Consider the following 12,721-nt stretch of genomic DNA (forward strand, 5'->3'; position numbering starts at 1 on the left):
TCAGGATCCTTCTGGTTGGGTTGATTGGGTGGTTTCGAGCATGGTGGTGAATTTTCGCCGGAGGGCGCGGGTAGATAGGCGCCCGTGCGCGATCAGCCGGCCGTTGGCGACGAGCCCGGGGGTGAAGGCCAGGCGCTGTTCACGGGCGATCGCACGACCGGTGTCGCTGTTCACGTCGACCTCGTCGATCTGGAGGGGGAATTCGGCGGACAGTTCGGCCAGCACTCGTTTTCCCGCGATACAGGAGGGGCAGTCGCTTTGAGTGAGCAGGGTCAGGGCGATCATGAGGTGGTATCGGTCTTCAGGTCGAGGAGGAGTTGGTCGACCGGAACGAACATGGTGTATTTCGGAGCCCCGCCGTAGTCGGCGCGCCACTTGATGGTGCCGTCGGGGCCCACGAGGATGAAGCTGTGTCCATCGGTGCTGGTGCCCATCATGCCGAATTCGTTGGCCTGGTACTTTTTCGAGGTGACCAGGTCGGGGTCGGATAGGACTGGGGTTTTCAGGCCCATGTCGGTGGTTTTCCGGGCGATTTGCTGGGCCGGGTCGGTTGTGATGGACACGACGGCGTCGATTCCCGCTGCCTGGAGCTTCGCGGCGTCCGTCTCCAGGCTGGTGATCTGCGTCCAGCAGGGTTCGCAGGCCAGGCCCTCCTGGAAGAAGAGCAGCACATTTTTGCCGGAGTAGTCGGCGAGGGAGATCTTCCCGCCGGAGTTGTCGGCGAGCGTGAAGTCGGGGGCGCGCTGACCGATTCCGGGGGTTCCGACGTCGTAGGTGGACTGCGTCGTCGTACCGGCGGCTGCCGTCTTCGGGGTGTTCGCGCTGGCGAAGACGCCGTATAGCCCGGCGAGGACGATACCGGCAATCAGGAGCCCGGTGATCCAGCCGAACCAGCCGGGGCGGCGCGATCGGGCTGCGGGAGCCTTTTGCGTGTTTTTGGGGGCGGAACTCATTTGGTGGTGTCCTGTCCTGTGAGTGTCGGGGTTTCGAGGGCTGCATCGCTGCAGCAACTGGAGTCAGATTCCGTTGGTTCAACCGGCTCGCCAGTCGACGCCCGGCGTGGTTCCTGGGGTTTCGGTTCGGTGTGGTGGGTGGCGCGCCAGACGAAGTAGCCGACACCGGCAACCAGCACGATCGCGACGACCCAGCCGGGAAGCCAGCCGAGGGCCTTGGTCGCGACGGAGACACTGTGTTGGAGGTCGGCGCCGAACTGGGCGAGCCAGCCGCCCGAGGTCATGCCGGGTCCGACCGCGGCCTGGATATAGGTGAGGATGGCCATCACGATGAGTAGGACGGCGGAGGCGGCACTGCCGACGGCGAGGCTGCGGCGGTACCGGCCCAGGTGCAGGGTGATCTGGCGTCCCTGAAGCCACTTGCTTGAGCCCCAGTCCCTGCGGTCCCAGACCAGCGCCAGGACGGCGAGGGGGGCGACCATTCCGGCCACATACGTGAGGCCAACGGCCAGTGCCGCGGGGAACGAAGCCGTTGCGCCGGAGAGGACCGCTACGCCGATCAGTACCGGAGCGCAGCACGAGCTGGCCGCACCGGAGAACACTCCGAGTCCGTAGACCGAGGCAAGGCCGTGACCGGCGGGAACGCGGCGGGCGAGCATCGGAAGCTGCAGCTTCCAGCCGAACAGCATCGCAATGCCTCCGATCAGCATCGCCGTGGCGGCGATCGTGAAGACGATCGCGTGCTGGCCGGAGATCAGGCCGATCAGGGCCGTTGCTCCCAAACCGATCGGCACGATGATGGTCGCGACCCCGGCAGCGAAGACCAAGGTCGCTCCCACGATGCCGGAACGCCGACGCATGCCCGACGCCAAGTAGGCGGGCAACATCACCGACACGCAACAGGGCGCGAGCAGGGCAACCAAGCCCCCCAGGAAAGCGGCGAGCAGAGTGCCGCCGAACAGTAGATTTTCCATTAATTCTTCGCCTTCACCCGGGCCGCGTCCTGCGCGGACATTCACCTATCCTCCTAAGGAGATTAGGTGATTGTGAAGCGATTGTCTAGCCGGCCTGCCGAAGCTGGGAGTCAGCTGGAGAAGCGACCCTCGTCCATGCTGTCGACGGCACACGGGGTGTGCATGGTGGGAGTTGCCGGCGCGGGCGCGCTGCCGGATCTTGGAGAAAGGGATGCCGACAGGCTGGTTGCCGGCTCGGCGGGGCAAAACGCGTGATCTGCGCTTGTGACGGCCGGCCAGCCGAGGGCCAGTCCGGGCGCGATCAGCAGGAGCGCGATCGCTACCGACACCGCACACACAGGGAAGCGGCCCACTGACTGGCGCGGAGGAAGGAGCCGGCGAACCCGGGCCGCAGCCCCAGGTCCTGCCGCTCCGAGTGCGACGGCCGGCACCGCGTGCGGGGGCACGGCAACGACGGCCAGGAGCGCTGCCGCAACCGTGAGCCGGTGGGTTCGTTCAGCCGCGACATCATCGGCACGAAGTTCGACCAGGCGGGCCGTCTCGCGCGCGGCCAGCTGGAAAGGCGGGAGCCTCAGAAACGCTTGGGACAGTGCCACGGAGAAGGCCAGGGCGAGGTCATGCCGCTCAGCGAGGTGTGCGCGCTCGTGCGCCAAAACCGCGACGAGTTCTTCGTCGGTCAAGGCATGCAGTGCGGCCGTGGTGACGACGGTGCGCCGGTGGATTCCCGGCATGCAGTAGACGGCCGCTTCCGCCGATTCGAGGATGACGATGTCGCGATCGGCATCCGGGCGCCCGACCATGTCGAGAACGCGACGATGTGCATTGCGCTCTCGGGACATCCGGGCGCCCGTAGAGGCCAGGCCCCAGAAACTGCGGGTGACAACAGTGCCAGCCAGCAGCGCCCCGCCGATACCGACGGCGGCTCCGGTCGGTGTCGAATACTGCTGCTGCAGCGCCATTGCGCAGGATTGCAGGACCTCGATTGGGCCCTTCCCGCCGAGGCCGGCGATCGGAATCGCAAAGGACAGGCCGGCGAGGGCGAGAGAACCCACGACCGCGACCGTCAGGGCCTGCCAGGTTGCGATAGCCAGCCGGGGGGCGCGATCAACCCAGTTCGCTCGCAGCAGGAGTGGGGGTGCGGCGACGGAGAGCGTGATCGCGTAGAGGGTCAGGGTGATCGCGACAATCACGGCTGCGGCTCATTCTCATGCGCAGCGGCCAGCAGCCGGCGGAGTTCTGCTGCTTCGTCGTTGGGCATTTCGTCGACGAAGCCTACGAGTGCTGCCGCCCGGTCGTCGGCGAAGGACAGCGCCTCGCGGATGAGTCCTGACACATAGTCGTCCCGGGTGGCGGCGGGACCATAGCGGAATGCGCGGCCGTCCCGTTCCTTGCTGAGCCAGCCCTTGCGATTGAGGATCTCGGTGACCGTCTGCACGGTGTTGTAGGCGAGCCCGCGATCGAGCCTGTCGAGGATTTCCCGCACCAGGAGCGGGTTCTCGGCCTGCCAGACCTCGTTCATGATCGCGTTTTCCAGATCACCGAACTTCGCCATGGTCGAGCCCCTTCAAAGTGTTGGTGTAACTCGCGAACGGACCAGAAAATGAAGGTCAATCTAATCCTAGTCACCTAAGGGAATTAGGCGCCCGGGGCCGCGGAGCGCCGATGACGCTCCGCGGCCTGTCAGTGGGTCGGCTACAGGGTGGCGAGGATGTCCTGCATCTGCTTGATCTGCGCCGTCTGGTCGGCAATGATCTTCGTGGCCAGCGCCTGTGCTTCCGGGTTCTGCCCGTCCTTGAGCTCGACGTTGGCCATGTCAATCGCGCCCTGGTGGTGCTGGATCATCTGCTGAAGGAACAGCTTGTCCGCGGCCGGGCCGGTCGCAGCGTCCAGTGCGGCCATGTCCCCATCGGTCATGGAACCTGAACTCATGTCCATTCCAGGCATGTTGGTGGCGGTCGCACCCCAGGCCGTGACCCAGGAGCTCATCATCGTGATCTCCGGCCCTTGGGCCGCCTTGATCTGCTCGGCGAGAGCGGTGACACGAGGATCGACCCCGGTTTTGTCGAGCATGGTCTGGGCCATGGTGATCGCCTGCTGGTGGTGGTCGACCATCGGCATGGCGAACGAGACGTCGGCATCGTTGAACACCGCTGTCGATGCGGCGGGGGCGGAGGATGTGGATGCACTGGCGCCGCCGGCCGTGGTGGCGCCAGCCGAGCACGCGGACAGGGCGATTGCCGCGGCTAGCGCGGTGGCGGCCAGGAGGGGAAGGCGAAGGGAAATCATGGGAGTCCAATCTGTCAGACAGGGGGGGAATCTGGTCCACGAGGGGAGATCCGGAGGTTAGGAAGGTGCTCGCGGGCAGAGCGAGTCACGGAAAAGTCGGGAACGGAGAGTGTGCGCCCGTGCCGGGTGCAAACGCGCTGCTGGCCGTTGATCAGACGCGACTGATCGACAGGACTGTCAGCGAGGGTGGTCGCTGTAGAGGCAGGCGCCGCGCCAGAGCGGGAACTGCGCGCTCAGCAGGGCGGTCAACAACGATGGGAATTGCGTGCTGGGCTGCAGAATTGGGGGAGTGCGCGATAGGGCCGGCAGTACAGGCGGACCCTGTCATGAGGCAATCGGCGGTGCACATGCCGAGGCACGTCGACGGCAGGTTCGACGTCCCGTGGAAAGAGGCCAATTCCGAATCGAGTTTTGAGTCCTCGGTGCTTGCGGCTGAAGGGTCTGAATGCGCAGCAAGCATGGCGTGGGCATTTGGTGAGGCTTCGGATTCGACCGCCATTTCCGCATGCATCGCCACCAAGCCGAAGACAACGGCTGCAAGGGAGAGGATTCCGAGGAGCGCACGGCGCAGCCGCGCGGCCGAGAATGCGCGCACACGTGCCTGGGCGTCCACCACGCTGTCCCCTTTCTTCCCGTCGCTTTCTTCCCGTCGCGGTTCGGACGTGGCAATCCTCACACTGTAGCCAACGGATGCTCCCCGTGGCCTGAGAGAGCCGACCAAATTCCCCGAAGAAACGCCCAGCTTCGCAACGCGGAGAAAAGCGCCCCGTTGCTTCATCGAGGTGGTCGCATGAACGCGGATACCCTTAGGGGGTATAAGATGGTGGGTATCGGCAGCCGGGGACACAGCGAACCGGCGCCGGGCACTATCTATGTTTCAGAGAGGATCGTTCGAATGAGCCAGTCGACCGAAACCACGATCATGCAAGTACGGGGCGTGGGGTGGGCGTCATCCAAAGCCGTCGCGGATGCGGTCCTGTCGCGACGCCCCGGCGTGCTGGGCGTTGACACGAACGTCGTCGCGCAGACGGCGACAATCACTTTCGACCCGAGGCAGACATCGGTCGATGACCTCGCCCAATGGGTGCGCGAGTGTGGATACCACTGCGATGGGAAGTCCGTGCCCGATCACATCTGCGACCCGCTGGCCGCCAGCAGTGCCGCCCCGGACCAGGTCGTGGGCCGTGCAAATCCCGCGGTCACGGCGCCAGCACACCCCAGCCCGCCACGAGACATCACTCAGCCGCCCTCGGATGCGCACACCGCACACGCGACTCCGACTACGACGAAGCAGGACGCCATGGGGCACGGCGGCGGCCATGGCACCATGACGATGGCCAGCATGATCAGGGATATGCGCAACCGGTTCCTGGTGGCCGCGATCCTGTCCGTTCCGATCACACTTTTATCGCCGATCGGCCGCGAGGTCATTGGGTTCACGCTCCCGGCACCCTTCGTGCTCCGTGACGACGTTGCGGCCCTGATCCTTTCATTACCGGTGATCTTCTACTCCGCATGGATCTTCTTCGACGGCGCCTACCGGGCATTGCGGGCGAGAACGCTCGACATGATGGTGCTTGTGGCCGTCGGCGTCGGAGCGGGCTGGCTCTACAGCGTCGTGGTCACCCTCACCGGCGGCGGCGACGTCTTCTACGAGGCCGCCACCGTGCTGGCCAGTTTTGTGTTGCTGGGGCACTGGGTCGAGATGCGGGCACGGGGCGGCGCCAATGACGCCGTCCGCACCCTGCTCGAGCTGGCCCCCTCGCAGGCCTTCGTGATCCGCGACGGCGAACCCGTTGAAATTCCCACGGCTGACGTTGTTCCGGGTGACCTGATGCTTGTGCGTCCGGGATCCAAGGTCCCCACCGACGGCGCGGTCGAGTCCGGTGATTCGGATATCGATGAGTCCATGGTCACCGGGGAGAGTCTTCCCGTGGCCAAGACGGCCGGCTCCACGGTGATCGGCGCGACCGTGAACACCACGGGCACCCTCCGGGTCCGGGCGACGAAGGTGGGCGCGGACACCGCACTGGCCCAGATCGTCGCGCTCGTGCAAGAGGCGCAGAATTCCAAGGCTCCCGGCCAGCGCCTGGCCGACCGGGCGGCGTTCTGGCTCGTACTGGTGGCCTTGATCGGCGGAATCGTGACCCTGGCAGTGTGGCTGCTGGCAGGCGCAACAGTGCCGGCAGCGATGCTGTTCGCGATCACCGTGGTCGTCATCACCTGCCCGGACGCGCTCGGCCTGGCGACCCCGACGGCGATCATGGTCGGGACCGGCCTCGGCGCCAAACGCGGCGTCTTGTTCAAGACCGCGACCGCGCTGGAAACAGCCGCACGGATCGACACCGTCGTGATGGACAAAACCGGCACCCTCACCCAGGGCAAGCCGGAAGTGACCGACTTCGTCGCAATCGGCATGGACGAGGACGAGCTTTTGGCACTCGTTGCCGCCGTGGAGCGCGAGTCGGAGCATCCGCTCGCCGCCGCCGTGGTCAGCTACGCCGCAGGTCGGGGCGTGACCGTGGGCGACGCCGTGGACTTCGAGAACGTACCCGGGCACGGGGCTGGGGCGACGGTGAGTGGGCGTCGGGTGCTGGTCGGAAACCGCAAATTGATGATCGCGCAAGGCGTCGATATCGAACCAGTCAAGGACCAACGCGATGCGCTCGCGTCAACGGGACGCACCGCGGTCCTGCTCGCCGTGGACGGCAAGGCTGCCGGCGTCGTTGCACTGGCGGATGCCGTGCGCCCGACCGCTGCTGCCGCCGTGGCGGCCCTGCATGACGCCGGCATCCAGGTCGTCATGCTCACCGGAGACAACGAAGCCACTGCCGCACGCATCGCCTCCCAGCTCGGGATCGATACCGTGATGGCAGAGGTACTGCCCGAAGACAAGTCCGCGAAGATCACGGAACTCCAGGCCGCCGGCAAACGCGTCGCCATGGTCGGCGACGGCGTCAACGACGCCCCGGCATTGGCGCAGGCCGACCTGGGGATCGCAATCGGGGCAGGCACCGACGTCGCCATCGACACGGCGGACGTGGTCCTGATGCGCTCCGATCCGTTGGATATCCCTGTCGCGTTGCGCATCGGAAAGGGAACCGTGCGGAAGATGCGGCAGAACCTCGGCTGGGCGATCGGATACAACGCCATCGCCCTGCCGATCGCCGCCGGTGTCTTCTTCCCCGGGTTCGGCATCCGGTTGACCCCGGAGATCGCGGCGATCTCGATGTCCGGTTCCAGCGTGATTGTCGCTGTCAACGCGCTGATGCTGAAGCGCCTTCGCCTGCCACAGCCCGCTGAAAGCGCCAAGGAGTGAGTTGTCTGTGACCCGCATCCCTACTACCCGTGACGCGGTTCGCACGATTTGGGATGCCGGAAAGCCTCAGTATGACGGCGTCACGGACGCGGTGACCGCGGGCAAGGTCCTCACCGACCTGGTCCGTGCCATCCTCGATATCCTCGCCTATCGCCAGCTGGCGTGGGCGCCCGACGCCATCCAACTCGTATCCAACGATCGGGAGAGCTACCTCCGCTACGAGGCCGGTGACGACGTCACCGCGGACCTCGCAGTGCTCCTGTCGCTGGCACTGTCGGGCCACGCGGCAGACGGCATCGCCCTCGGAGACATCATGGGCGGCATGCCCCCGTGGATCTCCGTGCGCATCCTCATCCTGGCCTCGCCCGAGGGAGCCTCGATGAACCGCCTGGACCTTGACCCGGAAGGACCGTGCACGGTGTCCTGGTACGGGCCGTTCGACGGAACCCAATTCAGCGAAATCGCAATCGGATTCGCACTGTTCCTCACCCACCTCGTCGCCAACGTGTTCGATGACGACGAGGGTCGGGAAACGTTCGAGGAATCCTTCGCATGGGTCCACTAATAGATCCGGGACTGACCTGGAACGGCCGAGCTGGGCCCGGGCCGGCATCCATTCACTTGGGTTTGTGCGATGACAGGTTGGCGCCGATGATCACAACAACGGCCGCTACCGGATAGTTGACCAGGAGCTCAATCCAGACCGGGGGATGCGTCACTGTCGCCGGGTCCAGGTGCCCGAGCCAGTGAGTCACAGCAATCAGGACCCCCGCAACCATCACCAGCTGCCCTGATCTCAGAAAGAGGCGTCGTCGACGCTTGAGGCTGTCTGACCTGTCCTGGGCGGTACTGTCGGGCGTCATGGGTTCCCCGTGCCGTCCGGTGACGCGGGGCCGGCCGGGGCGCTGGGTGCCGGGTCGCTCGTGCCGGGCGTCGGCGGCGTCCAGGCTCGCCCCGGAAGGTACGGGCTGTTCTCGGGACCTGGATGGCGTCGCGACTGCACGACGATAAGTACGATCCCGATGAGGGCGATGACCATCGCCGTGATCATGTTGATCTTCAGGCCCACGAGTTGGAACTCGGTCGGGTCGAGGCGAAGTGCCTCCAGCCAGGTGCGACCGATCCCGTACCAGAGCAGGTACAGGCCGATCGCTTTCCCCCAGCGGAGGTTGAACTGTCGTTCGACGAGCAGGAGAACGGCGACGCCGAAAAGATTCCAGAGGATCTCGTAGAGGAAAAGCGGCTGGAACAGGGTTCCGGCCGGCAGTCCGGCCGGAAACGCCGGGTTGGTCGATTCGATCTGCAATCCCCACGGAAGCGTGGTGGGAGCCCCGAAGAGTTCATGGTTGTGGTAGTTGCCCAGGCGCCCCATGGCTTGCGCCAGCAGCATCCCCGGTGCGAGCGCATCGGCGAACGAGAGGAAACGCAGCCCGGAGCGGCGACACGCAATGTACGCCCCGGCCGCCCCGAAGAGTACCGCCCCGAAGATGGCCAGGCCCCCCTCCCACACGTAGAGAGCTTTCCAGAGGTCGGCGCCGGGAAAGAAATAGTCTCCCGGATGAGTCACGACATGGTACAGACGGCCGCCCACGATGCCGAGGGGCACCGTCCACAGCGCGATATCCAGCACGAGGCCGGGCTCGCCTCCGCGTCGGGTGAGGCGCCGGGACGTCAGCCACACCGCGGCCGCGATCCCGGCGAGGATGAACAGGGCATAGAAGTGGATCCGGAGCGGACCAATGCTGAAGAAACTGATGTCGGGGCTGGGGATGCTGGCGAAGAGAATCATGGACTCGTTCGGCTTTCTCGGGGTGGTGATGGTGCGCGGGGAACATTCGAAACAGATAGGTGCGGGAGGCTCGGGAAGTGTTAGCCCAGGGTCACGCCTCGCGCGCTCATGAAGGGTTGCGGATCAATGCGTGCGCCATCGACGCGAACTTCGAAATGGAGATGGCAGCCACTTGACGCGCCGGTCGTGCCCACGTCAGAGATCACTTCGCCGGCGCCGACGCTCTGGCCGACGCTGACGTGGAGAACGCTGTTGTGGGCGTAGCCGGTTTGAACGCCGTTGCCGTGATCGATCAGGATCCAATTGCCGTAGGAACCGAGGTACCCGGCGTACACGACGGTCCCGCCCGTCGCCGCACGCACAGATCGGCCACACGCTGCTGCCAGGTCGGTTCCGTAGTGAAAGGGGCCAACCCCGGCCACCGGCTTATTCGGTCGGGGTCCAAAGGGGTCGCTGATCCAACCGGAGACGGGAAGAGCCCAGCCCTGAGCGCTCAGCTGCCCCGAATCGCGCCCGCTGCCGGTCCCACTGCCATGTGCTTTCGCGTTCGCAGCGGCGCTAGCGGCTGCCGCCTCGGCTGCTGCCGCTGCCGCCGCTGCCGCAGCCGCAGCCCGGGCTTGTTCGCCCTTGGTGAAGTCCGCTTCGGTCGCCTGACGGTTTTCTTGTAAAACCACGAGTTGAGCCGCCATCGTGGTCGCATTGTCTTGCTGTTCAGCAAGTTTCGCCTGCAGTGCGGCGTCGGCCGCCGTGGCTTCTACCAGGGCCGTCTGGGCCTTTTCGGAGAGGCTAGCGAGAATGCTCTTGGCCACGGTGGCCTGGTCGGTCAAGGCTTGCGCGGAATTCCTCTCGCTGGCCGCCTTCTTGTAGATCCCGTCGGTTTGCTCGGTGAGTTTGCCCATCCGGGCCAATTCGGACAACAACTCGTCCGCTTTCCCACTATTGAGGAGGAGCGTCAGGCTCAGGTCGGCGCCACCGGAACGGGACAAGGACGATGCCAGCCGCCCCGCCTGTTTTTTGGAGGCGTCGGCGCGCTGAGTGGCGTCGTCGGCCTGTCCCTGGAGCTGGCCGGCACGGTAGTTCGCCTGGTCGAACGCTCCCTGGGCAGCCTCGAACTCGCTGCTGCGCTGGGCCTGAAGTAATTTCGCGGTCTCTACTTGCGTGTTCAACGCCGAGATAAGATCCGTGAGCTGAGTGATCTGGGCTTGCTTGGCGGTTTCACTATTTCGGGCGTTCTGGACGTCTCCCCACGAGGGGTACTCGGTTGCTTGGGCTGGCGCCGGAATGCCCGTGAAGGCAATAAGGACCAGTGCCGTCAGGACCGCGACCCATCTCGGGCGGCCCGGCTTGGAAGAGCGACTCTGAGCCGCGGGTTCACGAGAAGCCAGGCGACCACCTCGACGTGCGGCCGAGTCAACCAAGAGTGACTCCTCGCGCGCTCATGAACGGCACCGGGTCGATCTGGGTGCCATCGACGTGGGTTTCGAAGTGGAGGTGGCAGCCGCTGGACGCACCGGTAGTGCCCACTAGGGAGATGGTTTCGCCCGCGGTGACGTTTTGTCCGACACTGACGAGCATTTTGCTGTTGTGGGCGTATCCGGTTTGGACGCCGTTTCCGTGGTCGATGACAATCCAATTCCCGTAGCTGCCATTCGAAGCAGCGAACACGACGGTGCCACCGGTGGCGGCGACGACCGGGGTGCCGCACGAGGCGGCCAGGTCGGTTCCCTCGTGGAAAAGCCCGACGCCTTCGACGGGTCGATCCAGTCGCGGTCCGAAAGGGTCGCTGATGAATCCGGCCACGGGGAGCGCCCACGCCTGACCGAGGAGCTGGCCGGTATCGCGGCCGCCAAGCGACCGCACCGAGAGCCCGGCGCTCGACGATTTCTTAGGGACGACTTTGGGTATGACTTGAACGGAGTAACCGTCGCGCGTGATCACGCCGGCTGCGACAGTGCTGCTGACTTCCGAGTACTGAACACCCTGCTGTGCAGCACTGGGAACAAAGGGCCCCGTGGTCGATGCCTCCGTTGAGACCGCCACCGCCGGCAGAGACGTCGTGACCGCAAGAAGGGCGACAGCGAGGAGCGCTGACCGGGCTACGACTCGGTGTCGAAGGGACGGGTGCGGGCGCCTGGGAGCCGTGGATTGTTTCGGCGGTGCAGCCCGGCGCGGACGCTCCGACTCGCGACGAGCGCGGCGGGTACCCGGCTCAGCCGGCGCGCCGAAGGCGGTTGGACGGCCCGAGTCGTGAACTCGAGCACGATGGGTGTGGGAGCGCGGGGACGCTGAGGAATGCATAAGACGTGTCCGATATCTCGCCGAGGGCGGGGAGCATGTGAAGACCAAAGATGTGGGGTCCGCTCAGGGTTCGAGGGACCGGACCCGTGACAGTGACGGGTCAATCGGGACGTGATCCGGGTGTACGCACACAGCAGTGCGGATCGTCGCCGAAGGCGAACGGGGACCAATATCCCCGCCAATGACCGTGATCAGATACGGCTAATCGACAAAAGTGTCAGTGAGGGAAAGTACACATGATTGCGGATCTCGGCGACGACGCGGACAAGACGTCCGCCACCGTCCTTGAGCGTCTGAAAGAGAGCAGGGCGCCGCAGAAGGAGGACGATGGCGACGACCGTGATCAGGACGATGCACCCTGCCGCCATCAGAGCGCACCCCACTGCGCAGTCCGTGCCGCAGGTATTGAGCGCCGACAGCGGGCCGACCCGATCCTCCGGCCCCGCCAAAACGTTGTCCGCAACGGCCGGGGTCTCGCCGCTCTGCGCCGAGAATTGAGTGACTCCGGCGACCGCTCCCTGAACACCGTCATGGGCGTCGAGCATCGAATGCAAGGCGAGCAGGCTAACCAGCACGCCAACGAGGGCCAGCGAAACGGCGAGGGCCTGACTCAGAGTGCGTGGTCGGGGACCGGAAATGCCGGAGCGTCGAGACATGCGCGACTCTCCTCTCCCGTGCCCGCGTCGCCGGCGAAAGGCCAGCACATACCCCCCTAGCGTACGCGGTGAAGTTGCAGCCAGCTGGCAACTTCCTGAGCCGGGCGGCAGCCGCAGGAGAATTCAGGCTGATGGGTGTGGTGGTGGTGGTGCCTGTCCGGGGAGTGTCCCGGTTGTGGATGATGGCCTTGTGAACGCGTTCCCGCCGGTTACCTTGTCGTTGCGTGGGGGAAAAGAAGTCTGTAGAACCACGATCCGAGGCACCAATGAGTGGTGGTGAGTATCGTGCCTCCCAGAGCGACCGCTCCTCCCAGGACGAATCCCAACGCTGACACTCCGTAGTAGAAGGACAAGGCTGAACCGGCAATGAGCACGGTGGACAGGAGGTAGGAAAACTGCCGGGGACGCGGCGTGGGGGGAAGCGGGGGCGCGCGAAACATGTGGCG

General features: G+C 65.4%; 14 protein-coding genes. 2 read left to right on the forward strand and 12 right to left on the reverse strand.

The window, feature by feature from the left end; genetic code table 11:
- The 7 genes from E3O50_RS17100 to E3O50_RS17130 form a co-directional block, all read right to left on the reverse strand.
- The gene (locus E3O50_RS17100; protein ID WP_134558756.1) at positions 1-285 is read right to left on the reverse strand and encodes a thioredoxin family protein; all 285 of its coding nucleotides are present in this window, start codon (positions 283-285) and stop codon (positions 1-3) included.
- Positions 282-953: a peroxiredoxin family protein gene (locus E3O50_RS17105; RefSeq protein WP_134558757.1), complete on the reverse strand. Its 672-nt coding sequence runs from the start codon at positions 951-953 to the stop codon at positions 282-284. The genes E3O50_RS17100 and E3O50_RS17105 overlap by 4 nt, the downstream gene beginning before the upstream one ends.
- Entirely contained in the window at positions 950-1,927 is a 978-nt protein-coding gene (locus E3O50_RS17110; protein WP_134558758.1) for a cytochrome c biogenesis protein CcdA, read from the reverse strand. The genes E3O50_RS17105 and E3O50_RS17110 overlap by 4 nt, the downstream gene beginning before the upstream one ends.
- A 110-nt stretch (positions 1,928-2,037) precedes the next feature.
- Positions 2,038-3,117, reverse strand: a complete 1,080-nt coding sequence (locus tag E3O50_RS17115) for a M56 family metallopeptidase (RefSeq protein ID WP_134558759.1) — start codon at positions 3,115-3,117, stop codon at positions 2,038-2,040.
- Complete coding sequence (locus E3O50_RS17120; RefSeq protein WP_134558760.1) at positions 3,114-3,479, reverse strand: BlaI/MecI/CopY family transcriptional regulator; 366 nt, start codon at positions 3,477-3,479, stop codon at positions 3,114-3,116. The genes E3O50_RS17115 and E3O50_RS17120 overlap by 4 nt, the downstream gene beginning before the upstream one ends.
- A 140-nt stretch (positions 3,480-3,619) precedes the next feature.
- Positions 3,620-4,213, reverse strand: a complete 594-nt coding sequence (locus E3O50_RS17125) for a DUF305 domain-containing protein (protein WP_134558761.1) — start codon at positions 4,211-4,213, stop codon at positions 3,620-3,622.
- 151 nt (positions 4,214-4,364) lie between these two features.
- Positions 4,365-4,829, reverse strand: a complete 465-nt coding sequence (locus E3O50_RS17130) for a hypothetical protein (protein WP_134558762.1) — start codon at positions 4,827-4,829, stop codon at positions 4,365-4,367.
- 279 nt (positions 4,830-5,108) lie between these two features.
- Here E3O50_RS17130 and E3O50_RS17135 point away from each other — a divergent pair, with 279 nt between their 5' ends.
- Both E3O50_RS17135 and E3O50_RS17140 read left to right on the forward strand, forming a co-directional pair.
- On the forward strand, positions 5,109-7,532 hold the full coding sequence (locus E3O50_RS17135; protein ID WP_134558763.1) for a heavy metal translocating P-type ATPase: 2,424 nt from the start codon (positions 5,109-5,111) through the stop codon (positions 7,530-7,532).
- Between the two features lie 7 nt (positions 7,533-7,539).
- Positions 7,540-8,097, forward strand: a complete 558-nt coding sequence (locus E3O50_RS17140; RefSeq protein WP_134558764.1) for a hypothetical protein — start codon at positions 7,540-7,542, stop codon at positions 8,095-8,097.
- Between the two features lie 52 nt (positions 8,098-8,149).
- Here E3O50_RS17140 and E3O50_RS17145 read toward each other — a convergent pair whose 3' ends face one another.
- From E3O50_RS17145 to E3O50_RS17165, 5 genes are all read right to left on the reverse strand, one after another.
- Positions 8,150-8,395: a hypothetical protein gene (locus E3O50_RS17145; RefSeq protein WP_134558765.1), complete on the reverse strand. Its 246-nt coding sequence runs from the start codon at positions 8,393-8,395 to the stop codon at positions 8,150-8,152.
- The gene (lgt, locus tag E3O50_RS17150) at positions 8,392-9,321 is read right to left on the reverse strand and encodes a prolipoprotein diacylglyceryl transferase (RefSeq protein WP_134558766.1); all 930 of its coding nucleotides are present in this window, start codon (positions 9,319-9,321) and stop codon (positions 8,392-8,394) included. Before lgt ends, E3O50_RS17145 begins: the two co-directional genes overlap by 4 nt.
- A gap of 80 nt (positions 9,322-9,401) precedes the next feature.
- A complete protein-coding gene (locus E3O50_RS17155) occupies positions 9,402-10,739 on the reverse strand; it encodes a M23 family metallopeptidase (RefSeq protein ID WP_134558767.1) in 1,338 nt (445 codons plus the stop codon).
- Positions 10,732-11,259 carry a M23 family metallopeptidase gene (locus E3O50_RS19235; RefSeq protein ID WP_166788284.1) on the reverse strand — a complete coding sequence of 176 codons (528 nt, stop codon included), beginning with the start codon at positions 11,257-11,259 and terminating at the stop codon, positions 10,732-10,734. Before E3O50_RS19235 ends, E3O50_RS17155 begins: the two co-directional genes overlap by 8 nt.
- 551 nt (positions 11,260-11,810) lie before the next feature.
- Positions 11,811-12,275, reverse strand: coding sequence for a hypothetical protein (locus E3O50_RS17165; protein WP_134558769.1), 465 nt, complete (start codon positions 12,273-12,275; stop codon positions 11,811-11,813).
- Positions 12,276-12,721 lie beyond the last annotated feature (446 nt).

The sequence above is a fragment of the Cryobacterium sp. MDB1-18-1 genome (assembly GCF_004402735.1).
Classification (GTDB): domain Bacteria; phylum Actinomycetota; class Actinomycetes; order Actinomycetales; family Microbacteriaceae; genus Cryobacterium; species Cryobacterium glucosi.

Coding starts and splice junctions, on each gene's coding strand:
- lgt (WP_134558766.1), bottom strand. CDS start 9,321: ATGATTCTCTTCGCCAGCATCCCCAGCCCCGACATCAGTTTCTTCAGC.
- E3O50_RS17105 (WP_134558757.1), bottom strand. CDS start 953: ATGAGTTCCGCCCCCAAAAACACGCAAAAGGCTCCCGCAGCCCGATCG.
- E3O50_RS17100 (WP_134558756.1), bottom strand. CDS start 285: ATGATCGCCCTGACCCTGCTCACTCAAAGCGACTGCCCCTCCTGTATC.
- E3O50_RS17125 (WP_134558761.1), bottom strand. CDS start 4,213: ATGATTTCCCTTCGCCTTCCCCTCCTGGCCGCCACCGCGCTAGCCGCG.
- E3O50_RS17165 (WP_134558769.1), bottom strand. CDS start 12,275: ATGTCTCGACGCTCCGGCATTTCCGGTCCCCGACCACGCACTCTGAGT.
- E3O50_RS17135 (WP_134558763.1), top strand. CDS start 5,109: ATGAGCCAGTCGACCGAAACCACGATCATGCAAGTACGGGGCGTGGGG.
- E3O50_RS17120 (WP_134558760.1), bottom strand. CDS start 3,479: ATGGCGAAGTTCGGTGATCTGGAAAACGCGATCATGAACGAGGTCTGG.
- E3O50_RS17145 (WP_134558765.1), bottom strand. CDS start 8,395: ATGACGCCCGACAGTACCGCCCAGGACAGGTCAGACAGCCTCAAGCGT.
- E3O50_RS17110 (WP_134558758.1), bottom strand. CDS start 1,927: ATGGAAAATCTACTGTTCGGCGGCACTCTGCTCGCCGCTTTCCTGGGG.